Origin of the sequence: Phenylobacterium sp. (genome assembly GCF_037968635.1) — a bacterium.
In the GTDB taxonomy this organism is placed as follows: domain Bacteria; phylum Pseudomonadota; class Alphaproteobacteria; order Caulobacterales; family Caulobacteraceae; genus Phenylobacterium.
In genome coordinates this window covers 1-25,554 of sequence record NZ_JBBKVV010000134.1, presented here as the reverse complement: position 1 = coordinate 25,554, position 25,554 = coordinate 1, and the positions used below count along the sequence as shown (strand labels likewise).

General features: G+C 66.9%; 27 protein-coding genes and 2 tRNA genes. 13 read left to right on the top strand and 16 right to left on the bottom strand.

Going from position 1 to position 25,554, the window contains the following annotated elements; translation table 11 throughout:
* The first annotated feature begins 119 nt into the window (after window positions 1–119).
* Window positions 120–392: a hypothetical protein gene (locus AAC997_RS16160; protein ID WP_340646729.1), complete on the top strand. Its 273-nt coding sequence runs from the start codon at window positions 120–122 to the stop codon at window positions 390–392.
* A gap of 74 nt (window positions 393–466) precedes the next feature.
* Here AAC997_RS16160 and AAC997_RS16155 read toward each other — a convergent pair whose 3' ends face one another.
* Entirely contained in the window at window positions 467–964 is a 498-nt protein-coding gene (locus tag AAC997_RS16155) for a hypothetical protein (RefSeq protein WP_340646728.1), read from the bottom strand.
* Between the two features lie 464 nt (window positions 965–1,428).
* Window positions 1,429–1,656: a hypothetical protein gene (locus AAC997_RS16150; protein WP_340646727.1), complete on the bottom strand. Its 228-nt coding sequence runs from the start codon at window positions 1,654–1,656 to the stop codon at window positions 1,429–1,431.
* Window positions 1,657–2,279: 623 nt separating this feature from the next.
* Between AAC997_RS16150 and AAC997_RS16145 the strand changes: the two genes are divergently transcribed.
* On the top strand, window positions 2,280–3,689 hold the full coding sequence (locus AAC997_RS16145; RefSeq protein ID WP_340646726.1) for an amidase: 1,410 nt from the start codon (window positions 2,280–2,282) through the stop codon (window positions 3,687–3,689).
* Here AAC997_RS16145 and AAC997_RS16140 read toward each other — a convergent pair.
* Genes AAC997_RS16140 through AAC997_RS16125 form a run of 4 tightly spaced genes read right to left on the bottom strand, consistent with a single transcriptional unit; the run spans window position 3,686 to window position 7,627 of the window.
* Entirely contained in the window at window positions 3,686–4,474 is a 789-nt protein-coding gene (locus tag AAC997_RS16140; protein ID WP_340646725.1) for an ABC transporter permease, read from the bottom strand. The two genes, AAC997_RS16145 and AAC997_RS16140, sit on opposite strands and share 4 nt — an antisense overlap.
* Window positions 4,471–5,367 carry an ABC transporter permease subunit gene (locus AAC997_RS16135; protein ID WP_340646724.1) on the bottom strand — a complete coding sequence of 299 codons (897 nt, stop codon included), beginning with the start codon at window positions 5,365–5,367 and terminating at the stop codon, window positions 4,471–4,473. Before AAC997_RS16135 ends, AAC997_RS16140 begins: the two co-directional genes overlap by 4 nt.
* Entirely contained in the window at window positions 5,364–6,527 is a 1,164-nt protein-coding gene (locus AAC997_RS16130) for an ABC transporter ATP-binding protein (protein WP_340646723.1), read from the bottom strand. Before AAC997_RS16130 ends, AAC997_RS16135 begins: the two co-directional genes overlap by 4 nt.
* Window positions 6,524–7,627, bottom strand: coding sequence for a polyamine ABC transporter substrate-binding protein (locus AAC997_RS16125; RefSeq protein ID WP_340646722.1), 1,104 nt, complete (start codon window positions 7,625–7,627; stop codon window positions 6,524–6,526). The genes AAC997_RS16130 and AAC997_RS16125 overlap by 4 nt, the downstream gene beginning before the upstream one ends.
* A gap of 175 nt (window positions 7,628–7,802) precedes the next feature.
* Here AAC997_RS16125 and AAC997_RS16120 point away from each other — a divergent pair, with 175 nt between their 5' ends.
* Window positions 7,803–8,948, top strand: coding sequence for an aminotransferase class I/II-fold pyridoxal phosphate-dependent enzyme (locus AAC997_RS16120; protein ID WP_340646721.1), 1,146 nt, complete (start codon window positions 7,803–7,805; stop codon window positions 8,946–8,948).
* A gap of 124 nt (window positions 8,949–9,072) precedes the next feature.
* Here the strand turns inward: AAC997_RS16120 and AAC997_RS16115 are convergent, their stop codons facing one another.
* The gene (locus tag AAC997_RS16115) at window positions 9,073–9,669 is read right to left on the bottom strand and encodes a TetR family transcriptional regulator (protein ID WP_340646720.1); all 597 of its coding nucleotides are present in this window, start codon (window positions 9,667–9,669) and stop codon (window positions 9,073–9,075) included.
* Between the two features lie 81 nt (window positions 9,670–9,750).
* Between AAC997_RS16115 and AAC997_RS16110 the strand changes: the two genes are divergently transcribed.
* On the top strand, window positions 9,751–11,325 hold the full coding sequence (locus AAC997_RS16110; RefSeq protein WP_340646719.1) for a carboxylesterase family protein: 1,575 nt from the start codon (window positions 9,751–9,753) through the stop codon (window positions 11,323–11,325).
* Window positions 11,326–11,570: 245 nt separating this feature from the next.
* Here the strand turns inward: AAC997_RS16110 and AAC997_RS16105 are convergent, their stop codons facing one another.
* Window positions 11,571–11,993 (bottom strand): DUF1761 domain-containing protein, encoded by a 423-nt coding sequence (locus AAC997_RS16105; RefSeq protein ID WP_340646718.1) that lies wholly within the window; start codon window positions 11,991–11,993, stop codon window positions 11,571–11,573.
* A 170-nt stretch (window positions 11,994–12,163) separates the two neighbouring features.
* Here AAC997_RS16105 and metG point away from each other — a divergent pair, with 170 nt between their 5' ends.
* Both metG and AAC997_RS16095 read left to right on the top strand, forming a co-directional pair.
* Window positions 12,164–13,978 carry a methionine--tRNA ligase gene (gene metG, locus AAC997_RS16100; protein ID WP_340646717.1) on the top strand — a complete coding sequence of 605 codons (1,815 nt, stop codon included), beginning with the start codon at window positions 12,164–12,166 and terminating at the stop codon, window positions 13,976–13,978.
* Between the two features lie 102 nt (window positions 13,979–14,080).
* The gene (locus AAC997_RS16095) at window positions 14,081–14,308 is read left to right on the top strand and encodes a hypothetical protein (RefSeq protein WP_340646716.1); all 228 of its coding nucleotides are present in this window, start codon (window positions 14,081–14,083) and stop codon (window positions 14,306–14,308) included.
* Here the strand turns inward: AAC997_RS16095 and AAC997_RS16090 are convergent.
* The gene (locus tag AAC997_RS16090) at window positions 14,298–15,053 is read right to left on the bottom strand and encodes an EcsC family protein (protein ID WP_340646715.1); all 756 of its coding nucleotides are present in this window, start codon (window positions 15,051–15,053) and stop codon (window positions 14,298–14,300) included. The two genes, AAC997_RS16095 and AAC997_RS16090, sit on opposite strands and share 11 nt — an antisense overlap.
* Window positions 15,050–15,970, bottom strand: coding sequence for a LysR family transcriptional regulator (locus tag AAC997_RS16085; RefSeq protein WP_340646714.1), 921 nt, complete (start codon window positions 15,968–15,970; stop codon window positions 15,050–15,052). Before AAC997_RS16085 ends, AAC997_RS16090 begins: the two co-directional genes overlap by 4 nt.
* Before the next feature lie 92 nt (window positions 15,971–16,062).
* Here AAC997_RS16085 and AAC997_RS16080 point away from each other — a divergent pair, with 92 nt between their 5' ends.
* From AAC997_RS16080 to AAC997_RS16070, 3 genes are all read left to right on the top strand, one after another.
* Window positions 16,063–16,800 carry a TorF family putative porin gene (locus AAC997_RS16080; RefSeq protein WP_340646713.1) on the top strand — a complete coding sequence of 246 codons (738 nt, stop codon included), beginning with the start codon at window positions 16,063–16,065 and terminating at the stop codon, window positions 16,798–16,800.
* A gap of 129 nt (window positions 16,801–16,929) precedes the next feature.
* Window positions 16,930–17,697, top strand: a complete 768-nt coding sequence (locus tag AAC997_RS16075) for an SDR family oxidoreductase (protein ID WP_340646712.1) — start codon at window positions 16,930–16,932, stop codon at window positions 17,695–17,697.
* 38 nt (window positions 17,698–17,735) lie between these two features.
* The gene (locus AAC997_RS16070; RefSeq protein ID WP_340646711.1) at window positions 17,736–18,032 is read left to right on the top strand and encodes a hypothetical protein; all 297 of its coding nucleotides are present in this window, start codon (window positions 17,736–17,738) and stop codon (window positions 18,030–18,032) included.
* On the opposite strand, the gene AAC997_RS16065 is transcribed toward AAC997_RS16070, so the two are convergent.
* Window positions 18,010–19,206 carry a TIGR03862 family flavoprotein gene (locus tag AAC997_RS16065; RefSeq protein ID WP_340646710.1) on the bottom strand — a complete coding sequence of 399 codons (1,197 nt, stop codon included), beginning with the start codon at window positions 19,204–19,206 and terminating at the stop codon, window positions 18,010–18,012. The genes AAC997_RS16070 and AAC997_RS16065 overlap by 23 nt on opposite strands.
* A 98-nt stretch (window positions 19,207–19,304) precedes the next feature.
* Here AAC997_RS16065 and AAC997_RS16060 point away from each other — a divergent pair, with 98 nt between their 5' ends.
* Window positions 19,305–19,442, top strand: a complete 138-nt coding sequence (locus AAC997_RS16060) for a hypothetical protein (RefSeq protein WP_340646709.1) — start codon at window positions 19,305–19,307, stop codon at window positions 19,440–19,442.
* A 283-nt stretch (window positions 19,443–19,725) separates the two neighbouring features.
* Here AAC997_RS16060 and AAC997_RS16055 read toward each other — a convergent pair whose 3' ends face one another.
* The 5 genes from AAC997_RS16055 to rlmB form a co-directional block, all read right to left on the bottom strand.
* A complete protein-coding gene (locus tag AAC997_RS16055) occupies window positions 19,726–20,919 on the bottom strand; it encodes a LanC-like protein (RefSeq protein ID WP_340646708.1) in 1,194 nt (397 codons plus the stop codon).
* Window positions 20,920–21,009: 90 nt separating this feature from the next.
* Window positions 21,010–21,699, bottom strand: a complete 690-nt coding sequence (locus AAC997_RS16050; protein ID WP_340646707.1) for a TerC family protein — start codon at window positions 21,697–21,699, stop codon at window positions 21,010–21,012.
* A gap of 2 nt (window positions 21,700–21,701) precedes the next feature.
* A complete protein-coding gene (locus tag AAC997_RS16045; RefSeq protein WP_340646706.1) occupies window positions 21,702–22,454 on the bottom strand; it encodes a YjbE family putative metal transport protein in 753 nt (250 codons plus the stop codon).
* Window positions 22,455–22,530: 76 nt separating this feature from the next.
* Window positions 22,531–24,144, bottom strand: coding sequence for a hypothetical protein (locus tag AAC997_RS16040; protein ID WP_340646705.1), 1,614 nt, complete (start codon window positions 24,142–24,144; stop codon window positions 22,531–22,533).
* 126 nt (window positions 24,145–24,270) lie between these two features.
* Complete coding sequence (rlmB, locus tag AAC997_RS16035; RefSeq protein WP_340646704.1) at window positions 24,271–24,984, bottom strand: 23S rRNA (guanosine(2251)-2'-O)-methyltransferase RlmB; 714 nt, start codon at window positions 24,982–24,984, stop codon at window positions 24,271–24,273.
* Window positions 24,985–25,190: 206 nt separating this feature from the next.
* On the opposite strand from rlmB, the gene AAC997_RS16030 reads away from it, so the two are divergent.
* The 3 genes from AAC997_RS16030 to AAC997_RS16020 form a co-directional block, all read left to right on the top strand.
* Window positions 25,191–25,276: transfer RNA gene (locus tag AAC997_RS16030), tRNA-Tyr, on the top strand.
* 52 nt (window positions 25,277–25,328) lie between these two features.
* A tRNA-Gly gene (locus AAC997_RS16025) sits at window positions 25,329–25,402 on the top strand.
* Between the two features lie 24 nt (window positions 25,403–25,426).
* Window positions 25,427–25,554 (top strand): GTP-binding protein (locus AAC997_RS16020; RefSeq protein WP_243626200.1); only part of this gene is annotated, 128 nt, incomplete at its 3' end.

The window sequence follows — 25,554 nt, the reverse complement described above, 5'->3', positions numbered from 1 at the left end:
CTGAGGGGCAGGGCGGGGGCAGAGGCGAGGGCGGCCAAGCTGCTCAAGTCGCCGCCGGCCGGAATAGACGCCTGCGCTCGGGCCATGAGCGCGTTCGAAGCCGTGAAGGAGTCTGCCCGATGAAGGTCTTTGCCCTCCTGTCTCTCCTGGCGCTTGCCGCCTGCGCCAGCGCGCCGCGTGAGCCTGTCGTGAAGGTGGTCGAGGTCAAGGTGGCCGTGCCTGTCACTTGCGCCCCGAAGACCTTGGGCGCCGCTCCGGTGTATCCAGACACCGACGCCGCGGTGCGCGCCTCGCCCGGGCCCGGCGATCTCCTGCAGCTTCTCGCCGCCGGCCGGCTGCTGCGGGATCAGCGCCTCGCCGAGATTGAACCGGTGATCGCAGCCTGCAGATAGATCCAAGCCGCAGACCTTGAAACGACCGGGCCCGTCGCTCCCTTCACTGGGGGCGGCGGGCCTTTTGCGTTGGGTTAGCTGGGCTCGGGTGGCGCGGCGCGATATGCGTCGGTCATCCCTCGAGACTCGCGGCGCGCCATCGTCCAGCCAAGCATCCGCTGCAGCTCCCCGGGAAGTACGCTGACCATGGGCGTGGTGAATTGATCGCTCATCTTGCGTGGGCAGAAGAAGGGCCGCGCCCACGGTAGCCAAATCATGTTGTCCAGATCGAACCGGGTGGCTTGCGGAAGGCGCAGAAGATCAAGGGTCGCGGAGTTTGCGATCGTGAAATCGTCGGGCCGCTTGCCAATCTTGAGCTTGGACGTTCCGTAGGCGATCAGGATGTAGAAGCGGTCCCCTGGGGGGTCTTCCGCGAAGGCGACCTTGAAGACGAGACCCGGCCTCGGTTTTGGCCCCGGTTTGCCTAGGTCAGGAGTGTCTGGGAAGTTGCACCAAACAAGACTGGCGGGGGGCGGGACTGTGCCCGGCCCCCACCATTCGAGTTCAACTTCGTTCTTACCAGGTGAACTCATGGACGAGCGGCCCCATCTCGCGTTCGTCCTGAGGCGCATGTTGGCGCAGCGCTTCGAGTTGGGCCGGGGTCAGTTCATCTGAGTAGTCAGCCGGATCGGCTGGCGGAAGGGCAGCCCCGCGGGCGCTGCGGGCGTCCAGTTTCGGGGTTTTAGCCATAAGATCCTCGTTCTCTGTCTGACGTTGTTCGTCATGGCCCTCATTGGGGCGGAAGGCGCATCTAGCGCTCCTCGATAGCGGATGGGGTCCTACGTGGTTCCCAACACGAGTCAACGTAGGAGCCCAACGGCCGTTCGTAAATGCGTCTTTACGGCCACAGGGCTTAACCGGAGGTAACGCTCACCTGAGGCGGGAAAATGACGACAACCTCCAAGGAGCTTCGCCGACCGCGGTCTGGGCGCCTAGGTCAGCCAGGTCGAGACCGCCGGGCAGGGGCATTTGCGTTAAGGCGTCGCGAAGGTGCCCTTCAGGAACTACCGGCTGGCGGCTCGACTTGACGCAGCGCCTTCCAATGCGCCCGCCCGCTGCGGGGCTCGATTTCGAACCAAGCGCTGTCGCCCTCGAAGTCCGGCACTTCGTCGGGCTCGAAGAACTTGTGCTGCCGGCTGCGGCTGCCGGACTTGATCATGAAGTAGAGCGTCTTGCCGGTGTGATCGGTGCGGCGCTCGATCTCGCGGACTTGGGTGGCGCTCATGTCGACCTCCGGCTTCCTCCTAAGGCCGGACGACCCCGGAAGTCTAGGGGGTTGTTCCGGTAATGTTCTCGCGGGGGCCGCGAACCCGGTTCGCGGCGAAAACGGTTTACAGGGCCGCTGTAAGTCCTTGATTTCGTTAGAGCGATTTTGGCGACCGTTTGGAGGTAAGCCATTGAAAACGCCCAATAAGGCCCGGATTACAAAACCGCTGCTCTACCAGCTGAGCTAATCCGGCGTCTGGTGGGCAGGGGATGCCACGGCGAGCCCCATCCGGGCAAGGAAAAGGCGCTGCCGATCGAGCCGGAAGCGCCTTCACCTGTCCCCCGACAGGTCGACTGTCGCCCTCGAGAGCGCCTGTCGCCAAAACCTGCAGGGGTTATGTCGGAGACTCGCCGACTCCGCAAACCGGTGTTGTGTCGCAGCGGGAAAAAGATAGCCCCGGCGCTCCTGAATAGGAGCCCGGGGCCAGGGCGACGGCTCAAGTCGGGGGGGCGATTTGCCGTCGCCCCCTATCAATTCGCGGGCGGCGGGAGTGTTCCCAGGAAAAATGCTTTCTGCACGAATTTCGAAGTCGCCCTGTCCGCCGCCCTTGTGGTCCTCTGGCGAAAACAGGGAGAGCGGTCATGAAATTCGATGAGTATCGCCAACACGACGCCGTGGGCCTGGCCGGATTGGTGGCCGGGGGCGAAGTTTCGGCCGGCGAACTGCTGGAGACCGCCGTCGAGCGGATGGGACAGGTCAATCCGGCGCTGAACGCCATCACCCTGGACCTCTCCGATTTCGGCCGTAAGGAAGCCGCCGCGAAGTCCTTGGGGCCGCTGGCTGGCGTGCCCTATCTGCTGAAGGACCTGGGCGCCCTGCTGGGGGGAACGGTCACCTCCTCGGGCTCGGCCCTGTTGAAGGACAACGTGGCGGCGGCCGACAGCGCCCTTACCAAGGCCTATCGCGACGCGGGTCTGGTGATCTTCGGCAAGACCAATACGCCGGAGTTCGGCCTGATGCCGATCACCGAGAGCAGCTTCCTGGGCCCTTGCCGCAATCCCTGGGATGTTTCGCGCACCCCCGGAGGCTCCTCTGGCGGTGCGGCCTCGGCGGTGGCGGCGGGCATCGTACCGGCCGCCCACGCCAGCGACGGCGGCGGCTCGATCCGTACGCCGGCCTCGGCCTGTGGCCTGTTCGGCATGAAGCCCTCGCGGGGCCGGGTCTCCTTCGCGCCCTTGGGAGAGGGCTGGGGCGGCGCGTCGGTGCAGCACGCGGTGACCCGGTCGGTCCGCGACAGCGCCCTGCTGCTGGACATCGCCTGCCAGCCGCAGGACGGCGACCCCTATTTCCTGGCCGCGCCCGCCAAGCCCTACGCTCAAGAGGTCGGCCGCGCGCCGGGCAGCCTGCGTATCGGCTTCACCACGGCCGCCCTGGCCGCACCCGCCCTGGATCCCGAATGCGTGCAGGCGGTGCTGGACGCCGCCAAGCTGTGCGCGAGCCTTGGCCATACGGTGGAGGAGGTGACCCTGCCAGGAAACCTGGCGGCCATGCAGCAGGCGGCGGGCGACGTGATCGCCGCCAGCGTCGCCGCCACCTTCGACGCCGAGGCCGAGCGCCGGGGCCGCCCGGTGACCGAGGCCGATGTCGAGATGCTGACCTGGGGCATGTACCGCCGGGGAACGGGTGTCAGCGGCGCCAGTTATGTCCGGGGTCTGGCCGCCATCCACGCCTATGGCCGCGCGGTGGCCGCCCTGTTTGAAACCTACGATGTCGTGCTGCTCTCGACCCTGGGCAGCCCGGCCATTCCCATCGGTCACCTGACGGAGGACCTGCGCCAGTTCAGCGACCGGCTGTTCGCCTTCATGCCCAACACCCAGGCCTTCAACAACACCGGCCAGCCGGCCATGAGCGTGCCCCTGGCGTGGTCGAACGGGAACCTGCCCATCGGCCTGCAGTTCGTCGGCCGCATGGGGGATGAGGCGACCCTGTTTCGTTTGGCGGGTCAGTTAGAGCAGGCCCAACCCTGGTTCGACCGGGTCGCGCCCATCTAGGCGTCTGGGCCGCCGCGACGCTGCTGGAACAGGTAGGCGCCGATCACGCCTGTGGCCACAAGGCCGATCAGCAGCGTCGAGACCGCGTTGATCTCCGGGCTGACCCCCAGCCGGACCTGGCTGTAGATGCGCATGGGCAGGGTGGTGGCGCCCGGGCCCGAGGTGAAGCTGGCGATCACCAGATCGTCCAGCGACAGGGTGAAGGCCAGCATCCAGGCGGCCGCGACGGCGGGCGCGATATTGGGCAGGGTGACGGCGAAGAAGGCCTGGATCGGCGTGCAGCCAAGATCTCGGGCCGCTTCCTCCAGCGCCTTGTCGAAACTCACCAACCGCGCTTGCACGACGACCGTGACGTAGCAGAGGGTCACGGTGGCGTGGCTGACGGTCACCGTCCAGAACCCGCGTGGCAGGCCAAAGGCCACGAACAACAGCAGCAAGGACAGCCCGAGGATCACCTCGGGCATCACCAGGGGCGCGTAGATCATCCCCGAGAACAGCAGCCGCCCCTTGAACCGGCCCGACCGGACCAGGGCCACGGCGGCGAGCGTCCCGAGCACGGTGGCCAGGGTCGCGGAGATCAGGCCCACGCGAAGGGTCACCCCGAGGGCGTCCAGAAGCTGCTGGTCCTGCAGCAGGGCGCCGTACCACTTGGTGGAAAACCCGCCCCACACCGTCACCAGCCGGCTGGCGTTGAACGAGTAGATCACCAGCAGGACGATGGGCAGGTAGAGGAAGGCCAGACCCGCCGCCACCGAGACTCGGTTGAAGGTTGAAGGCCCCTTCATTGGGTGGCCTCGATCATCTTCTGCTGCTGGCGCTGGTACAGCATGATGGGGATGACCAGGGTCGCCAGCAGGACGATGGCCACCGCCGAGGCCGCCGGCCAGTCGCGGTTGGCGAAGAACTCCGTCCAGATGGTCTTTCCCAGCATCAAGGTGGCTGAGCCGCCCAGCAGGTCCGGGATCACGAACTCGCCGACCATGGGGATGAAGCAGAGCAGGGCGCCCGCCGCCACGCCGGGCAGAGACAGCGGGAAAGTCACGCGCCAGAAGGCCTGGGATGGCGTGCAGCCCAGGTCGGCGGCGGCCTCCAGTTGGCTCTGGTCCTGCTTCTCCAGCACCGCATACAGCGGCAGCACCATGAAGGGCAGGTAGGCGTAGACGAGGCCGATATAGACTGCGGTGTCTGTGTTGAGGATGTTCAGTGGCCCCAGGCCCACCTGGGCCAGGGCGGCGTTCAAAAGCCCCTGAGGCTTGAGCAGCGCGATCCAGGCATAGACCCGGATCAGGAAGCTCGTCCAGAAGGGCAGGATCACCGCCATCAGCAGGGCCTGCCGCTGCGAGGGCGGAAACCGCGACATGCCGTAGGCGATGGGGTAGCCGATGATCAGCAGCAGGCCGGTGGCCACCGCGGCGAACCTTAGGCTCGACAGGTAGGAGGCCACATAGAGGCGGTCGCTGGTAAGCCGGTCATAGGTCTCGAAATCGAGGGCCGCGAAGAAGGCGCGCACGCCCTCGAACCCTGCGCCCCAGTCGACCCGCGGCGCATAGGGCGGCATAGCCAGCACCGTGTCCGACAGCGACAGCTTGGCCACCAGGAAGAACGGGAACAGGAAGAAGACGCCCAGCCACAGGAAGGGCGCGATCGCCGCGAGGCCTGTCCGGGGCTTGCCCTTCACCGGGTCAGCACCACGGCCGCGTCGGGCGCGAAGGTCAGCCAGACGGCGTCGTCGCAGGCGATGGGCCGGGCCACCAGACGCGAGGCATTGGCCCGCGCGGCGCGCACCGTCCGGCCGCTCTCTAACTCGACGACATAGGTGGTCCAGTCGCCGAGGTAGCCATAGTCGGCCACCCTTCCGGCCAGCCGGTTGGGGCCTTCCTTGGGCGGGTCAAGGTGGAGTTGCACCTTCTCCGGTCGAACCCCCAGCCAGGCATGAGAGCCCACCGACAGGGCGTCATCCTCCAGGGCCTCCAGCCCGGCCGCGCAGTCGGGCGTCGACAAGGTCACCTGTTTGCCGTCGGCGGAGGTCACGTAGCCTTCGAACAGGTTCACGTCGCCGATGAAGTCAGCCACATAGCGGGAGTTGGGGGTCTCATAGACCTCGGCCGGGCGGCCGATCTGCACGATCTCGCCGTCGCGCATCACCGCGATCCGGTCGGCGGTGACCATGGCCTCTTCCTGGTCGTGGGTGACGATCAGGAAGGTCATGCCCAGCCGCTGCTGCAGGGCGATCAGCTCGAACTGGGTCTCCTCGCGCAGCTTCTTGTCGAGCGCCGCCAGCGGCTCGTCCAGCAGCAACATCTTTGGATTTGGCGCGATCGCGCGAGCCAAGGCCACCCGCTGCCGCTGGCCGCCGGAGAGCTGGTGGGGTTTGCGTCGCGCCAGGCCCCCCAGGCGGACGAGTTCCAGCATCTCCACCACCCGGTCGGCGATCTGGCCCTTGGGCATACCCTGCTGCTTCAGGCCGAACGCGATGTTCTGTTCGACGGAGAGGTGGGGGAACAGGGCGTAGGACTGGAACATCATGTTCACCGGCCGCTGATGCGGCGGTCGGCCCGCGAGATCCTGACCGGCCAAGGTGATGCGTCCAGCGTCCGGGGTTTCGAACCCGGCCAGCAGCCGCATCAGGGTGGTCTTGCCGCAGCCGGACGGACCCAGCAGCGCGAAGAACTCGCTCTCATAAATCGAGAGCGAGACGTCGTTCACCGCCGTCTCGGTTCCGAACCGTTTGGTCACGCCCTCGAACCGCACCAGTGGCTTCTGGGTCGGGTCGGTCCAGGGCGCGAAGCTGGAGCGGACCGCGCCGATGTTGAGGCGCGGCCGCCGGGTCGTGGTCATTGGCCGGTCTGCACCCGCGTCCACTGCCGATTCACGTCACGTAGCAGCGACTGTTCCTTGGTGGAGGTGACGAACAGGGTGAGCAACTGATCGGAGGTCGGATAGACGTTGGGATTGTCCCGCACTGCCGGGTCCACCAGGGCGGTGGCCGCCTTGTTGGCGTTGGCGTACTCGGTGAAGGTCGAGGCGCGCGCGATCACCTCGGGCCGCAGCATGTAGTCCAGGAATTTATAGGCTGCGGTGGCGTTCGGGGCGTCCTTGGGGACGGCGAAGACGTCGAACCAGACCTGGCTCCCCTCCTTGGGCACCACGTAGTCCAGGTGGACCTTGTCGCCAGCCTCCGCCGCACGGCTCTTGGCCTGCAGCATGTCGCCGGAATAGCCGACGGCGACACAGGCGTCGCCATTGGCCAGCGCCTCAATGGACTCTGAGGAGTGGAACTTGCGGATATAGGGCCTGGCCTTGAGGAACATGCCCGTGGCGGCCTGATAGTCCGCCAGGTCCGTGGAATTGGGGTTCTTGCCCAGATAATTCAGGGCCACGGCGTACATGTCCTCGGACGCGTCGAGCCAGTAGACGCCGCAATCCTTCAGCTTGGCCAGGTTCTCCGGCTTGAACACGATGTCCCAACTGTCGATGGCCACGCCCGGCAGGCGTTTGGCGATGGCGTCCTTGTTGTAGCCGATGCCGATGGTGCCCCACATGTAGGGCACGGTGTATTTCGCGCCCGGATCGAAGGGCTCCATATAGGCCATGATGTCGGGCCAGAGGTTGGCGAGGCCGGTCAGCTTGGTCTTGTCCAGCGGCTGGATGGCGCCGGCGGCGATGTAGCGGGGGATCGTGTGGTTGGAGGGGACGACCAGGTCGTAGCCGGTGTTCCCCTGAAGCATCTTGGTTTCGAGAACTTCATTGGAATCAAACGTGTCGTAGACGACCTTGATGCCGGTTTGCTTGGTGAAGTCGGTGAGGATGGCGGGGTCGATATAGTCCGACCAGTTGTAGATATGCAGGGTCTCGCCGCCGCCCCTGCCACAGCCCGCCAGCATCAGGGCCGCAACCCCGACCGCGGCCGCACTCAGCCGCTTCCTCCATGCCCTCATCGCAGTCTCCCCTTTGCGTCGCGCAAGGTTATAGGGCTGCGGACCCGCGCGTTAAGTGCGAAATCAACGTGAGTGGGACCTTGAGGTCCGGTATGCCCATGACCACGGCGGCCGTCGGACCGATCCCGCTGCTGGTCGCGGCAGGTGCGCTCTCCATGTTCAAGGGACCTTTGTAGTGCCGGCCCAGATCGATCCCTTCCACGCCATCGGCATCAGCACGCTGGCCCATGAATTGAAGGCCAACGGCGCGTCGATCATCCATATGGAGTTCGGCCAACCCTCGACCGGCGCGCCCCAGGCCGCCATCGCCGTGGCCCACGAGATGCTGGACGCCGACCGGGGTGGTTATTGGGAGAGCGCCCCGCTGCGCGCCCGGATCGCCAGGCACTATCTGGAGACCTATGGGGTCACCGTCGCGCCCGAGCGGATCATCCTGACCTGTGGAGCCTCGCCGGCCCTGGTCCTGGCCCTGGCCTCGGTGTTCAACCCGGGCGACCGTATCGCGCTCGCGCGCCCCGGCTACGTCGCCTACCGCAATACGCTCAAGGCCCTGCACATGGAGCCGGTAGAGATCGCCTGTGGAGCCGAGAGCCGGTTCCAGCTTACCGCCGCGCACCTGGCGGCTCTCGATCCGCCGCCGGCCGGGGTGATCGTCGCTAGTCCGGCCAACCCGACGGGCACCATCATCGAGCCTGCCGAGCTGGAGGCGATCGCCCAGGTCTGCCGCGAGCGGGGCATCCGGATCGTCTCCGACGAGATCTATCATGGGCTCAGCTATGTGGGTCCCGCGCGGTCGATGCTGGAGTTCGAGTCCGACACCCTGGTGGTGAACAGTTTCTCCAAATACTTCAGCATGGTGGGCTGGCGTCTTGGCTGGCTGCTGGCCCCGCCGGGGGACCTGTCGCGGGCCCGCGCCTATGTCGGCAACCTGTTCCTGACCGCGCCTTCTCTCAGCCAGCACGTGGGCCTCGCCGCCATGGATGAGCGTGAGGAACTGGACGGCAATGTCGAGGTCTACCGGGCCAACCGCGACCTGCTGCTGGCCGCCCTGCCGAAACTGGGTCTGACCCAGATCGCCCCACCGGACGGGGCCTTCTACATCTATGCCGACATCGGCCACCTGACCCGCGACAGCCTGGCCTTCTGCAAAGACCTGCTGCGCGGCACGGGCGTCGCGACCGCCCCGGGGCTCGATTTCGACCCCGTCGAGGGCGGCCACTTCATCCGGCTGAGCTTCGCGGTCTCGACGCCCCAGATCGAGGAGGCGATCGCCCGTCTGATCCCTTGGTTCGCGGCGCGGACGGCGAAGGCCCTGGAGTAACTGTACGCAGCTCGTTGAGTGCGTCTGTGATAGGTGGAGGCCGGCGAACCCGACCGAGGTGCGCTGTCTTCTTGGCGTTGGAGCCCTTTGAACGGGACCGACGGGCAATCCGACCCACAACACTCTAGCGGCCCAGCGCCTCGAAACTGGCGATGATGAAGTCTGGGGTGACGTGTTCCGGCGCGTCGAAGTGCGCGAACAGCAGTCCCGCCGCCAGGACGTGGATCAGGCGTGCAAACTGTTCGGGCGGCATCGGCAGGGCCTCGGCCCCGAATGCATCAAGAAGGTGTTCGCCCAGCGCCCTCTGCGTCGCCTGGTCCTGCGCGGCGACCCGTTCGCGCATCTCTTCGTGGGTGTGCAGATAGACTCGGTAGGCTGCGGCATGGACGCCGCCACGGCGCCGCGCCAATGCGGCCTCGGCCACGGCCTCCCCGATGGCGCGTAGGTAAGCGGTCAAGGTTTCGCGCAGCGCGACCTCCGAGAGCAGAGGTCGCCACTGGTCCTGGGCCACCGCCATGAACAGGTCATCGCGGTTCTTGAAATTCCCGTAGATCGCGCCTCGAGACATGCCCGCGCGCCCGGCGACATCGTCGAGGGTCGTCCCTTCATAGCCCTTCTCACGGATGGTGGCGGAGGCTGCCTTGAGCAGCGCATGCCGCGTGCGTTCGCGCTTGTCGCCCTTCGGAACGCCGCGACGGGAATGGGGAGTATCCGGTTTCATAATATGCATCTTGCATTTAATGCGGTGCGTCTTTTATATTTCGAGTCCGCCGAAAGGAAAAGCGGCGGGGGGAAACTGACCATGAAGCGGACCACACTGCATCACCTTGCTGCGGCCCCGCTCGCGCTCGTCCTTGCCTGCGTCGCGGGCTGTGCTGACGCACAGACGTCGACCGTTGATCTGCGCGTGGCCACGACAGGCGGCCAAGTCGAGGGGAGGGCGGAGAGTGACGCCCGCGTCTTCCGCGGCCTTCCCTATGCGGCCCCGCCGGTCGGCAGCCTGCGATGGGCGCCGCCACAGCCGGCGCCCAGGTGGAATGGGTTGCGCGAGGCCCGGGCGTTCGGTCCCATCTGTCCGCAGCCCAAGGGCGGCGAAGGGGCGAAGAACCAGTCGGGCGCGGCCTATTCGCTGTTTGAAGGGCCGATGGCGGAGGGCGCCAGCGAAGACTGCCTGACCCTCAACGTCTGGGCTCCTCGTGCAGCGGCAAAGGCGCCGGTGATCATGTTCATCCACGCTGGCGTCGGCGCGGGCTCTCTACCCTACTACGACGGCTCAGCCTTCGCCCGCGATGGCGTCGTGATGGTGACGATCAACTACCGCCTCGTCACCTTGGGCAACTTCGCCCACCGGGCCTTGACCGCGGAGGCCGGCCCATACGAACCCCTCGGACGCTTTGGCATGATGGACCAGATCGCGGCGCTGCAGTGGATCAAGGCCAACATCGCCGCGTTCGGCGGGGACCCGGACAACGTCACCATAATGGGCCAGTCGGCCGGCGGCGCGGCTGTGCTGCAACTGCTGGCGACGCCAAGCGCGAAGGGGCTCTTCCACAAGGCCATCGTCGAGTCGGGCAACGGTTGGTGGTCGCCCATGAACCAGGCGCAAGACGAGGCCGTCGGCGCCCTGCTCGCTACTCGCGCGGGCCTGCCGGGCGCCGAGGCGACGGTGGAGCAGCTGCGGGCGCTCAAGGTCGACGCGATGCCCTGGTTCGGCGCATACAGCATCGACGGCCGCCTGCAGTTGGAAAATGCGACGGACGCCTTCGCCGCCGGACGGGTGCCTGACGTTCCGCTGATGATCGGCTGGAACAGCTTCGATGGGTCGTCCCTGCGCTACGCTCCGGCGTCCGTTGTCGCTACGGCTTCGCCCGCCGTCCGCGCTGCCTATGCAGGCGAGAAGTTCTCCGACGAAGATCTCGGCTACGCGATGTACACAGACAGCCATGTCGGCGCGCCGGCCCGATGGATCGCGGCCCGCAGCGCCTCAGGCGCGCCCAGCTATCTCTACCACTTCTCCTATGTGCTCCAGCGCGACCGCGGAAAAGTGCGCGGCGCCGCCCATGGCCGTGAATTGCCCCATGCCTTTGACTCCTGGGGCAAGATTCCCGGCGCCAAGTTCATTCTCAAGGACCAGGATCGCGCAGTGACGCACGTGATGCACGCGTGCTGGGTGGCCTTCGCCCGGACGGGCGTCCCCGCCTGCGAAGGTGCGCCGAAGTGGCCGCGCTATGACCCAAAGGACGACCGCCTCATGGAGTTCGGCGACACCCCGCAGGTCCGCCGGCATTTCCGCAAGGACCAACTCGACGCCCAGGACGCAGACATGGCCAACGTGCTGGCCGAACAGGCCCGTAGTATCGAGGAACTGCTGCGTTAGGTGGAAAGTGACGCCCCGTTCTCCACCGACCATGACCGTCCGGGGTGGGCGATTGAGCGCACGACTCGCAACATGACATCGACCAACAGTCGGCTGTCCGCCGCGTGGGCCCGGAATCGCCTTGCGCGGTGACAGCCGCGCGATCGGCTCCTCGTTTGGCTGACGTCGATAGGGCGCAATCCAAGGAGTGGAGTCCCACGAAATCGGACTCCTCCCAGTCTGTGAATCCTGGCTGCCGCGCCGATCTAGACGGCCTTTGACCGTTTCGGCATCAGGCCCAGGACCGCGCCGGCCACCAGATAGGCCACCAGCTGATAGCCCATGTTGATGATCACCAGGTTCGGAGCCAGGCCCATATAGATGTACTCGATCGCCATGGTGGTGAAGTTGAAGAAGAACCACACCGCCGCCGCCGCGCCGACCCCGGCCAGGGCGGTGATCCCCATGCGGCCGAACACCCAGGACAGGCCCAGGACCAGGATCAGGGTGTTCACCACCCCCAGGCTCTGCGCCACGACGAAATTGCTCATGTCCGGGTCGCGGCCGATGGAGTCGCGATAGGCGGCGCTCCAGGCCTCACCCAACATCGGGCCGTACCAAAGGAAGCCCAGAATCTCCAGTAGAACCACGGAGATGACCACGGCGATCCAGTTGATATTTTTGAACATTCTCATTCTCCCTTGCCTCGGCGCGGCTCTGTCGACCACGTCCCATACCGACGTTATGCTGCAGCTGTCTGAAGGGAAAGGCGAGGGGCTTGCGCGGGCGGCTTGGGGAAACCAGATGGGGCGCCTTATAAGCCGCGCTTCCCGACGCTCCTCATTTCGAGTTCCTGCCCATGTCCCGCATCCTCATCACCTCGGCCCTGCCCTATATCAACGGGGTCAAGCATCTGGGGAACCTGGCGGGCTCCATGCTGCCGGCCGATGTCTATGCGCGGTTCCAGCGGGCGCGAGGGCGCGAGACGCTCTACATCTGCGCCACCGATGAACATGGCACCCCGGCCGAGCTGGGCGCCGCGGCGCTCGGCCAGGACGTGCGGTCCTATTGCGACGACCAGCACCAGATCCAGCGCGACCTCTATGCAGGCTTCGGCATCAGCTTCGACCACTTCGGCCGTTCGTCCTCGGTCCAGAACCGCACCCTGACCCAGCGCTTCGCCCAGGGTCTGTGGGAGGCCGGCTTCATCGAGGGCCGGGTGACCAAGCAGGTCTATTCCAACGCCGACAAGCGCTTCCTGCCTGACCGCTATGTGGTGGGGACCTGCCCGCACTGCGGCTACAACGCCGCCCGGGGCGACCAGTGCGACAACTGCACCCGCCAGCTCGACCCGGTCGACCTGATCCATCCGCGCTCGTCGGTCTCCGGCTCGGAAGACATCGAGATCCGCGACAGTCTGCACCTGTTCCTCAAGCAGACCGCCTTTGACGGCAAGCTGCGCGACTGGATCACCGACAAGAAGGGCAAGTGGCCGGTGCTGGTCACCTCCACGGCCCTGAAGTGGCTCGACGAGGGGCTGCAGGATCGCGGCATCACCCGGGACCTGGAATGGGGCGTGCCGGTCAACGCCGCCGACTGGGGCCCCAATCCGGCGGGCGAGCGGCCCGACGTGGCGGGGCTGGCGGGCAAGGTCTTCTATGTCTGGTTCGATGCGCCGATCGAGTACATCGCCGCGACCTGGGAATGGTCGGCGGCCAAGCCCGGCGCCGATCCGGCCAGCGAGACTGAGTACGAAAGCTGGTGGCGCGGCCCGGCGGCTGACGACGTCAGCTATGTGGAGTTCATGGGCAAGGACAACGTGCCGTTCCACACCGTGGGCTTCCCCTGCACCCTGTTCGGCTCCAACGAGACGAAGACCGCCGACGGCTCCTGGCGGCCCTCGTCCAATGCGCCCTGGAAGCTGGTGGACACCCTGAAGGGCTTCAACTGGCTGAACTATTACGGGGGCCGCTTCTCCACGACGCACCAGCGCGGGGTGTTTATCGACGCGGCCCTGGAGATCCTGCCCGCCGATTACTGGCGCTGGTGGATCGTGGCCAATGCGCCCGAGAGCAGCGACGCCATGTTCACCTGGGAACAGTTCCAGGCCCAGGTGAACGCCGACCTGGCCGACGTGCTGGGCAACTTCGTCAACCGCATCCTGAAGTTCACCGAGACCCGCTTCGAGGGCGTGGTGCCGGAGGGCGGCGAGCCCGGCCCGCTGGAGGACAAGCTCCATGCCGACGTCGCCGCCAAGCTGGCCGAATTGAACGAGCAGATGGAGGCCATCGACTTCCGCAAGGCCACCCAGGCCCTGCGGCAGCTCTGGGTGCTGGGCAACCAGTACCTCACCGAGGCCGCCCCCTGGACCGCCATCAAGACCGATCCGGCCCGCGCCGCCGTCGCCGTGCGCACCGGCCTGAACCTGGTGGCCATGTTCGCGAAAGTCTCCGAGCCCTTCATCCCCTTCGCCGCCGAGAAGATCGCCGGCGGGGTGGACGAGGCCTTCCCCGGCCAATGGCCGACGGGTGAGGGCGCGGCCGTGCTCGACATTCTGCCGGTCGGCCGCAAGGTCGCCGCGCCCGAGGTGCTGTTCAAGAAGATCGAGAACGACCAGGTCACCGCCTGGCTGGAACGCTTCGGCGGTCCCGAGCCGGTTGAGGCCGAGGCCTAGTTGTGCATCCTGCTGCTGACGGACGCTTGACGGTCAGTGAAGGCTGTCTAGCTTTCGCTTTAACCTGGGGAGCGAAGGCATATGGAACCGTCGGGCAGCACAATGATCATTCAATTCATACCGTCGATTATTCTCGGCATTCTCTACGCGATTGTTGTCTTCCTGGTGGCCCGCAAGCGTCGCATTAACCCCTGGGGTTGGACGATCGCGACGCTTATCCCGATCATCGGGCTTGTGGTTGCCGCAGTCTTCTTCTGCGTGACCCTGTTGTCCATTCTCGACCGCCTCAACGGGCTGGAGGGCATCTCAACGCCGAAGGTCAGCGTGTAGGGCTTCGTAGGTCTTCCGCGAACCACCGCATCCGATAGGCGTTCATCGCCGTCTCGCCCAGGCGGTCCAGCAGGCGGTAGTTGACGATGGCGCCGACCGGGGCGCCGATCACCGGGATCATCTGGGCCAGCTTCGCCAGGTCGATATAGTCGCGGTATTCCTGCTGGAAGCGCCGCCAGTCGAGGCCTTCCAGCCCGCCGTCCGCCATGGCCCGGGCGCTGTCCCAGTCGGCCAGCGCCTCATAGGCTTGCGGCCGGCGCGAGGCGCTGGAGAAGGCCAGGCTGAAGATTCGGAGGATGTAGAGCCGCTCGGCCAGGTCGTCGCCGGAGTGGCCGTAGACCGCCGCCAGATCAAACAGCAGCTTGATCTTCAGCCCGATCAGCACCGGGAAGTCCGCCGCCGCCAGCAGGAAGCCGCCGGCTCCGGCCACCCCACCCTCGGCCGCCGCGGTGGTGCGCCAGGCCATGATCTTGTCGCGGGCCTGGGCCTCTCGGGCCCGAAGGGTCGCGCGCTCCACAGGCGGCGGGGTGGTGAAGTCGGCGCCTGTCAGGATCGCCCGGGTCATCTGCTCCATGGCGCCGGTGATGACGCCGTGCACCTTCTCCGGGATCAGGTTGTTGATCGTGTCCTGCATATGCCGCGCGGCCTTGTCGAAGGGCCCGGGCGGCTTGAGCACGGCCTCGCGCCAGGCGGCCATCTCGGCCAAGGCCTGGGCGTCATAGGCGACGTCGGAAATCTCACTCATGGCGCCACCGCTGCGCGCACTTGGTCGAGGAACCAGTCGAGCCCGGCGTCCTCCCCGCCCGCGCGCCGCAGGGCGCTGACGGTGAACGTGTTGGGTTTGAAGGGCGGATCGAGAACCTGCAAACCCAGCTGGAGCGCCTGACGCTCGGCCAGCCGGCGAGGCACAGTGGCGATGGCGTCGCTGCCGGCCACCAGGACCAGGGCGGTCAACCAATGGGGCACCATGGCCACGGTCCGCTGGCGCCACTCGGCGATCCAGGCGCGGCTTTCTGCGGCTTCCTCCTGCGGCGCCTCGCTGCGCGAGAAGCTCAGCACGTGGCCGATGTTGCGATAGGTTTCGAAGTCGATCTCGCCCTGAATGGCGGGGTGACCGCGGCGCGCGACCACACAGTAGCGGTCCTCATACAAAAGTTCGTTGGTGAAGCCCGGTCGGGTCTGGCTGAAGCGTCCTATGGCCAGATCGAGTTGGCCCTGGCGCAAAGCGTCGGAGGCACGCTCCTCCGCCAGAAACGCCACTTCGAAGCCGGCGCCAGGCGTCGCGACCCGCAAGCGTTCGATCAGACGGGCGCCGATCAGGGCGGTGAAGAATTCCGGTGCGCTGATGCGGAACAAACGTTCGGTGTTGGCAGCGTCGAACCCGCCCGTCTGACCGAGCGACGCGGCCATCTCCAGCAGGGCGTCCACCTCCGGCCCTAACTGCAGGGCGCGGGCGGTTGGGTCGAAGCCGTGGGGTCGGCGGATGAACAGGGGATCGCTGAACAGGTCGCGCAGGCGGGTCAGGGCATGGCTCACCGCCGAGGGCGAAAGACCTAGGCGCGTCGCAACCTCAGAGGCCCGTCGCCGCAGCAGCAGTTCGCGGAAGACCAGCAGCAGGCCGCCGTCCAAACGACGAATGTGATTGATATCGAATTCACTCATCTACCAAATTCACTAACGTGGAATTCCGGCCAGCGCTAGAGCTTGTGTCGACCCGGCGCGAGGGCCGGACCTTCAATGAGTGAGGCAAGACGATGAAAAACCGGATGATTCCGGCGATGATCCCCTGTGCCCTGATGCTCGCGAGCGTCGCCGGCGCCGCCCAGGCTGGAAGCTGGGGGCGGATCTATCCCCAGGTCAGCGTTGTGAGCGACTACCGATATGACGGGGTCAGCAGCAGCGACGGTCATCCCGTCCTGCAGGGCGACCTCTACTGGTGGCGGCCAGACAACGCCTATGCCGGCCTGTTCGTCACCCAGGTGGATTTCAATGATCCCGGCAAGACCTCCTATGAGGTCGATGTCTATGCGGGGAAATATGTCCCGATGGGCAAGACGCGAGTCAAGCTGGAGGCCATGTACACCGCCTTCCCGGACAACAGGACCTGGGGGCCGACCTACGACTTCCTGACCCTGAAGGTCGGCGCCACCCGACGGTTCGACAAGCTGACCCTGGGGACGGACGCCAGCTGGACGCCTATGGCCTCCTACGGAGCGGGGGAGGCGGTGAGGGTTGCGGGGGAGGCGACCTACCGCCTGACGCCGGAGCTAACCGTCGGCGGCAAACTCACCCGTCGCTGGGTGCATAAGGGCTATGACCGCACGGCGTGGAACCTGGGCGCCACCACCACCTACAGGAACCTGACCTTCGACCTGCGCTACTACGACACCGACCTCAGCCTGAAGGAATGCCGCTATCAGGACTGGTGCTCGCACGCGGTGGTGGCCAAGGTCACCGCGCGCCTGCGGCCGCTGCATCGGCGGGGGGATTAGGGCCATACCACGCCCTAAAAAACTTGCCATGACCCCCGGAAAGGCCTCGCCTCCCTTTCTAACCCTCGCCATAAAGTCCGATTTCAACGGCGCGTTGACGCCGGTCATTCGTTTCGCGAGGAATCCCCATTGCGCAATCTGTTCAGCGTTGAAGGCAAGGTCGTTCTGGTCACCGGCGGCAGCCGAGGCATCGGCGAGATGATCGCCCGCGGCTACGTCGAGAACGGCGCGAAGGTCTATATCTCGTCGCGCAAGGCCGAGGTCTGCGACCGGGTGGCCGAGGAGCTGTCGGAGTTTGGGACCTGCGTCTCCCTGCCGTTCGACCTGGGGGGCATGGCCGGTATCGAGGGCCTGGCCGCCGCCATCGCCGAGCGTGAGGAAAAGCTCCACGTCCTGGTCAACAACGCCGGCGCCACCTGGGGCGCCCCCATCGACGAGTTCCCGGAGAGCGGGTGGGACAAGGTGGTGGACCTCAACACCAAGTCGGTCTTCTTCCTGACCCAGAAGCTGCTGCCGCAACTGCGCGCCGCCGCCACCCACGACGACCCGGCCCGGGTGATCAACATCGCCTCTGTGAACGGCATTGAGCCCCCCGGCCTGGAGACCTATTCCTACTCCACGTCGAAAGCTGGCTGCATCATGCTGACCCGCCACCTGGCCAAGCGCTTGGCGCCCGAGCATATCTGCGTCAACGCCATCGCGCCCGGTCCCTTCCCCAGCCACATGATGGCCGCGACCCTGGCCCGCGCCGGCGACGCCATCGCCAAGGGCAACCCACGCGGCCGCATTGGCACCCCGGAAGACATCGCCGGCGTGGCGATCTTCCTCTCCTCGCGGGCCTCGGCCTACACCACCGGCACGACCGTGCCCTGCGACGGCGGATCGGCGGAATTCTGAGCTAGGCCGCCGGCCGCATCGGCCCTATCAGGGTCGGCATGGCGGGCGGTTGGCTGATCGGCGTGATGGTGCAGGCTCCGGAGGAGAAGGCCTTCCTGCGCCACTACTTCGCCGTCGGCTTCGAGGATCGCGCCAAGGCTGAATGGATCGGCGTCGACCATGCCCTGAAGGCCGGGATCGTCGCCTCCAGCCCAGTGGACGGACTAGAACCCGTCCAGGCCATCAGCCAGGTTCCCGCGACGATGATGAAGACCCTGGGCCTCGCCGACGGTCAGGTCCGGGCCCTGGGCTGGCAATATCCTCGCCGCTGGATCATTCCCCACCTGACGGTCTAGCCAGGATGGCCCGGGCCGCCGCGACGCCCGTGGCGAAGCAGGCCTGCAGCAGGTAGCCGCCGGTGGGCGCCTCCCAGTCCATCATCTCGCCGGCCACGTAGACGTTTGCGCGCGCCTTCAGCATCAGGTGATCGTCCACCGCGTCAAGCTTCACGCCCCCGGCGGTTGAGATGGCGCGGGCAAGGCCCTGTAATCCCGTGAGTTTCAGTGGCGCACGCTTGATGGTGGCGGCCAAGTCGGCGGGCAAGCCGACGCCATGGGCTTCCCGCAAGAGGTTGATTTCCAGGGGGGAGAGATTGGCGGCCTTGCGCAGGTAGGTGGCCATCGACTGTCCGGCGTGCGGGCGGTCGAGGCGCGCGGCGAGTTGCGCGACCGACAGGTCGGGCCGCAGGTCGATCTCGACTGTGGTGGACCCCTCCGCGGCGATTGCCCCGCGTAGATCGGAGGACAGGGCGTAGATGGCGCCGCCCTCGATGCCGTAGTCCGCCACCACCGCCTCGCCGCGAACCGTGCGACGGCCATGGGTGACGGCGATGGCCTTCAGGGGCTGGCCCGCGAACCGCTCGCGGAAGACCGGGCTCCAGTCCACCGTGAAGCCACCATTGGCGGGCTCGAAGGCCGCCAGAGCCACGTCCTGGTCGGCGAGGATAGGCGCCCAGGCGCCGTCGGAGCCCAGCTTGCCCCAACTCGCGCCGCCCAGCGCCAGGATAGTGGCCGACGGGCGGGTGGTCTCGCCGTTCGCGAAGGCAAGCGCGCCGTCGTCGCTCCAGCCTGTCCAGGTCATTCGGGTCCTGAAGGTGACGCCCTGGGCGTCCAGGCGCGCCAGCCAGGCGCGCAGCAGGGGGGAGGCCTTCAGACTTTTCGGAAACACGCGGCCGCTGGAGCCCACGAAGGTCGGCTGGCCCAGGCCCTGCGCCCAGGCGATCAGGTCGGCGGGGGTGAAGGCCTCCAGCGGCGGCTTTAGCGCCTTGCCCGCCGCGCCATAGCGGCCCAGGAACGGCCGGAGATCTTCGGAGTGGGTGAGGTTCAGGCCGCCGCGACCGGCCATCAGGAACTTGCGTCCCAGACTTGGCATACGCTCATAGACGGTCACGGTCCGTCCCGCCGCGCTCAGCACTTCAGCGGCCATCAGGCCCGCGGGGCCGCCGCCGACCACTGCAATCGTCTCGTCCATGCCCGGGGGTTTAGCCGAGCCCGCCGCTCTCGTCCGCAAACTGTCGCCTGGGTCGCGGCGAATGTGCGATGATGGGAGTCTAACGCAGGGGCTCCTTCATGAAACCGCCGTCCAAGGACAACCCCCGCACCTATGCGCCGCCGACCCCGAAGGTGGCCCGGATGAAGCCCGGCAGGGTGCTGACCGCTGCGGAGAAAGCGGCGTTCCTGGCCTCGCGGCCCGATCTGAAGACGTAGGGAAGAACCGCAGGAAAACCCCCGGGGGACATAGGTCGGGGATTTTCCTGCTTGGCGACTGGACTGTTGGGACTCGTCGCAAGACTCATAACGTCAACAGCGAAGGTTCGTTCCGACCCGCGGGGGCCAGATGAACAGCCGGCGCCGAGCGGTGTTCAGGTCGGGTTCAAGCGCGCCCCGCCAATGTGCAAATCAAGGCCGGACGTCATTTCCCGTCCCTCAACGCGACGCCCGGTCCCGCGGCGCGCCAGGCTCCCTCCCGGGCTTGGCGCGCCGTCCTGCTTCAGAAGTGCAGGGTGGGGAAAGCCGCCTTGCCCTCCAGGCAATCCCAGAGGAACGCCGCGAGACCCAGGTCGCCGGTCCAAAGCGTGTAGCGGCGCTGCCCCGTGTCCGCAAAGTCCGCGCCGCTCTGACCTATGGCGTGCATGGCGAAGGCCCGCGCCCGATCCAGCCAGAGCTGGTCGCCCGTGCGGGCGAAGAGCTTGAGGAAGGCGTAGCCGTTCCCCGCCGTGCCGTGACAGACCCCGGCGCCCTTGAGCAGCGGCCCTGCCGCCCAGGTCAGTTCGCCGCCACCGAGCAGCAGTTCGTCCACGGGTTGGTCGAGGGCGGCGAGGCCCACGATCATCCCAGGCGCCCCATGACAGAGCTGGACGGGTGCGATCCGGCCGGGCCGCGCGGGCCCGATGCCGGCTGTCCAGGTGATCCCCGCCTCACCACGCGTCGCGCTGGCCGCCAGTGTCTGGGCCAGCCGGGGGGACCACCTCGCCCAGTCTGCGGAAGGCAGGAGGTCACGACCCTGGATCAGAACGAAGGCGACTCCGGCAAACCCATGAACGAGGCCGAAGTGCTGCCGCTGCGCCCCGTAGAGATCCTGGGTCCATATCTGCGCGGAGATTTCAGGCTGGAAGAGGAAGGCGCGCTCCAGAGCCGCCGCGCCGGCGCGGAAAAGATCGCCCCACCGAGCCTCGCCGGTCATCCGATGCATGGCCAGAGCCGCCAGCATCGTGCCGGGGGACCCCCACATGAGTTCCAACGTGGGGTCCTCATTGTTGGCCGCTATGACCTCGGCGAGGGTGTCGGCAAGGGCCGGGGACGGTGCAAGGCGCAATTCCGCCAGCAACAACCCGGCGTCGGCGATCAGATAGGACCGCGGCTGTCGTCCGGTGGCCACAAGGTAGGCGTGGGCCCGCTCGCGCATTGGCGCCAGGTGATCGCAGAGTGATGGGCCCGCCGCCACGGCCCCCTCCCGCGCCAGGTGGTCCAGCGCCCAGATCACGCCAGCGGCGCCCATGTAGAGGTCCGCGCGAGACGGCGAGCCTGTCTCGCCGTCCTTGGGATGGACAGGCCACATGCCCCGGGCGTTCACGGCGTCAAAGCTGTCGGCGACGATCGTTTCGATCGCCGCTCGGGCAGCGTCCACATCCCAGGGGATCGTCCTCAGGGTCTCGTGCCGTCCGGGCGGATAGAGGTCGGTCATGCGCGAGGTCCGAGGCGGCGCCGAAGTCCGCCTACCGTAAACCACCCTCGCGACGCATCAAGAACGAAAAGGGAACCTACTGTGCGGAGGTCAGTGCTTCCCGGGCTTGATGTCCAGAAGGTCTGGCATGATGGCGTTGTAGGCCGGAGTCTGGTCCAGGCGCTGGATGGCGTCGCGGTGACCTTCCCACATCATGTGCAGGGCCACGTAGAGCACGATCACCAGGCCGACATAGCCAATCCAGCGATAGCGTTGCAGCAGGTTGGCGATCCAGCTGGCGGCGATTCCCATCAGGGCGACCGAGAAGATCAGGCCGAACACCAGCACCGAGGGGTGTTCCCGCGCCGCGCCGGCCACGGCCAGGACATTGTCCAGGCTCATGGAGAGGTCGGCGATCAGGATCTGCAGGAAGGCGGCCTTGAAGGTCTTGGCTTCCCGGACCGGGGGATTGTCGGAGAGCGCTTCGGCCTGGGCGTGGGTGGCCTGTTCGCGCATCTCGCGCCACATCTTCCAGCAGACCCACAACAGCAGAATGCCGCCAGCGAACAGCAGGCCGATGATCCCCAGCAACTGGGTCGTGATCAGGGCGAAGCCGATCCGCATCACGACCGCTGCGGCCAGGCCCCATAGGATCACCTTGCGGCGTTGCTCGGCTGGCAGGCCTCCGGCGGCCAGGCCCACGGCCACGGCGTTGTCGCCGGCCAGGACGAGGTCGATCATCATCACCTGGAGGAAGGCCGAGCCGGCCGCCAGGAATTCGGGGGTGAACATGGATTCCATGGCTAGTTCCGTCCGGCTTGAATGGCCGCGAGGTCGTCGGGCGTGATGGCGAGGGGGGCGGGTAGGGCGGCGTTATAGGCGCCGACTCGTCCCAGGTCGACGACCACGCTGCGGTGGCCTTCCCAGATCATGTGCAGGGCCACGTAGAAGACGATGCCCAGGCCCAGGTAGCCTAGCCAGCGGAACCGATGCAGCAGCTGGGCGATCCAGGTGGCGGCGACACCCATCAGCGTGATGGAGATCAACAGGCCCACAACCAGCACCCGTGGATGTTGGCGAGCCGCCCCAGCCACAGCCAGCACGTTGTCCAGGCTCATGGTCAGGTCGGCGATGAGGATTTGCAGAAGGGCGGCGCCCAGGGTCTTGGCCTTGGCCGCGTGCTTGGGGTGGGCGCCGATGGCCACGCCGGTGGCGGCGCCCAGGGCGAGTTCGCCGTCGGCGAAGGATTCGCGGCCCTGCTCGGCCAGTTCGCGCCACATCTTCCAGCAGACCCAAAGCAGCAGCAGGCCGCCGGCCAGCAGCAGCCCCACCACATTCAGCAATTGGACGGTGATCAGGGCGAAGGCGATCAGCATCACCACCGCGCCGGCGAGGCCCAGGATGATGGCCTTGCGCCGCTGCGTCTCGGGCAGGCCGGACGCCGCAAGCCCGACCGCGACGGCATTATCGCCGGCCAGGGCCAGATCGATCATGACGACCTGCGTCAGGGCGGCGAGCGCGCCGGCGGCGGGCAGGTGCGGAACGGCGAGAACCATGGCCCCTCAATGCCGCGCCAAGCCGCGCAGGGCAAGACGGGCGTCTCCCTCCCCGTACGGGGGAGGGAGGTCGATGCTAGTGGGCGTGCTCAGGCTCTTTGTGGTGGTCGTCATGGGCGGCATGCCCATGGTCGTCGCCATGGTCATTGTGGGTGACCGCGTGGCTCTCGGCATGGTCACCGTGCGCGGCGTGACCATGATCGTCGTGCGCCGCGGCGTGGCCGTGGTCGTCGTGCGCTGCGTGGTCGTCATGAGCGCCGTGCGAGTCATGAGCGTCGTGGCTGTCGCCGTGGCCTTCGTCATGGTGGTGTGAGGCGATGGCGCCGCCCACCGCCGCGCCGGCCGCCGCGGCGGCCAGGGGCGCGGCGACGCCGTGGTGCTGGTCCTCGGGTTCCGGGTGCGAGGTCGCACCGTAGTCGGTCATGGTGCGGAACTTGCGACGGCGCTCGGCGCGACGGCGGCTTGCGCTGGCGCCGCGGGCGAGTGCGATCAGCAGAGCCAGCGCGGCGAGAACCAAGGCCCCAGCCACCACCTTGTTGGAGGGCACACGGCCAACGCCGGGAACCGCAACGTCTTTCATTCCGGGAATGCTCAACTTGCTGAGCAGGCCTTGGAAGCTGAAGCCCTTCTTCTTGGCCGGAGCGTCCGGCATCACGGCGGCGAGCGCCTGTTCGATGCTGGCCAGCGAGAAGGTCATCGGAGGCTTCACACCGGTGAGGCCGGCGCCGACATCGGCCTTCAGGGGCCCACGCTCGCCCGTGCCAGGCTTGACCTGCCAGTTGAAGGCGGCGGCCTCGCCGGTCTTCAGCTTGGCGGTCTGTGGACCGTTGGGGGTGATTTCATAGCCGGTCCCCGACAGGGTCGCGGTGACCTCGGCCTTCTTGGCGGCCTTGGTGAGGCCAAGCTTGGCGGCTTCACGCTGGAGGGTGGCCAGGAGAGATTGAGGCAGGCTCAGGCTGACCTCGCCGGCTTGGCCCTTGGTGACGGCGTCGGGCACGGTGAGCTTGGAGCCCGAAGCAACCTCGCTGCCGACCGCAGCCTGCAGTTTGGCGAGCTTGGGATCGGCGGGAATCGGCAGACCGGTGGCGGGGAAGCTCGGCTGGGGCGCCGCGGCTAGAGCCGGAGCCGGAGCCGGCTTGGGCGCTGGCGCCGGCTTGGCCTGTTCCACGACCTTGGGCGCGGCTGCAATCACCGGCCTGGCGACAGGGGCGGCCGGCTTGGCGGCGACAACCACTGGCTTGGCGGCGGGCTTGGCCGGAGCATATAGGGCTTGCGTGGCCGGGCGGCGGGCGCGCGGGGCGGCCGAGACATGAGCGCGCGGCGCATAGCGGTTGCCATAGACCAGCCGGCGTTCACGGGCCGACATATCCTCAGGGTTCGGCACCGGCCGCATGGCGGTGACCAGCATGCCATCGGCGCGGCGGTAGGTGACGAGGCGATTCACATGGCGCGACGGCGCCCCATAGGCGGGGGATTGAGCCGTCTGTCGGCCACCGGGGCCGCCAGCCAGACCTGTGTCGTCGTATTGCGCGCCGGGGGCGCCGCCCATCAGTTCCGGCGGCGGGGCTTGCGTATAGGCGTCCGGTGGCGGGGCCACCTCATGGGAACTGGGTCCGCTGCACGCGGCGAGCGCCAGAAGCCCCGCCGTGGCCACACCACGCAACATCCACTTGGTAATCGTAATCGCCATTGGGGCCCCCATCCCATGCCGAGATCAGAACCGTACACTGGTCCTAAACCTTAACAGTCACGCAACAAATCACGCTCTGGGGAAGAAAGCAAAAGCCTGAATCGTGTAACGGGTATCCGATTCTCCTCACGCGCGAGTGCGACTTGCCTCGTAGAGCGCCACCGCGGCGGCGGCGGAGACGTTCAAACTCTCAAACCCGCCCGGCATCGCGATCTTGCCCAACGCATCACAATGTTCGGCGACCAGCCGGCGCAGGCCGTCGCCCTCGGAGCCGAGCACGAGCACGGTAGGGGCGCCGTCGAGAGCCTGCTCCAGGGTATGAGGGGCTGAACCGTCCAGACCCACCGCCCGCCAGCCGAGGTCGGCGAGGGTTTCCAGCGCCCGCGACAGGTTCACCACGTGGGAGGTGGGAATCTGGTCCACGGCGCCGGCGGCGGCCTTTGCCAGCGCGCCGGTCAGCTTGGGCGCATGACGATCCTGCAGGATCACGCCGCTGGCCCCGAAGGCCGCCGCAGAACGCAGGATGGCGCCGACGTTCTGAGGATCGGTCACCTGGTCCAGCATCAGGATGACCGCGCCGCGCTTGGCGTCGAATTCCTGCAGAGCCACTGAATCAAGCAGGGCGATCTGCAGGGCCAGACCTTGATGGACCGCCCCGCTGGGCAGGTTGTGGCTGATGACGCCGTTCTCGACGATCTCCAGGGCCGGGTTTTTGCCGAATCGGCCGGTCAGCTCCTTGGCGCGGTCCGGGGTGGCCAGTAGCCGATCGGCCGGTTCGCGGGCCGGATTGGCCAGGGCGGCGCTCACCGCGTGCCACCCCCACAGCCAGTCATCGGACACGGCTTCTCGCCGTCCGGCCCCTCTGCCGCGGGCCCCGTTTTTAGAACCCTTCCAGGGCGCGTTGCGTTCGCTGTGTGACGACACTATAAGGCGCTCTCCAAATCGGGGACCGGACAGGTTTTCCGCTGCTCGCGCCCGGCTTTAACACCGGTCGCACCGATCAGCGGTAGGTTTTGTTCGGCCTTCGGTGAGGCTCCGAGCGCGCTGGGGGAATGTCCCGAGTGGCAAAGGGGGGGGACTGTAAATCCCCTGGCGTACGCCTTCGTAGGTTCGAGTCCTACTTCCCCCACCACGCGCCGGAGCGAAGCTCTATAATGGAGGCTCGTTCACGAGCACCCACCTCGGCGGGTATAGCACAATGGTAGTGCAGCAGCCTTCCAAGCTGAATACGCGGGTTCGATTCCCGCTACCCGCTCCATCTCTCAAACGTCCGTAGGATCCCATGGCCAAGGAAAAGTTCGAACGCAATAAGCCGCACTGCAACATCGGCACGATTGGTCACGTTGACCATGGCAAGACGACGCTGACGGCTGCGATCACGATGACGCTGGCGAAGGCTGGTGGTGCGAA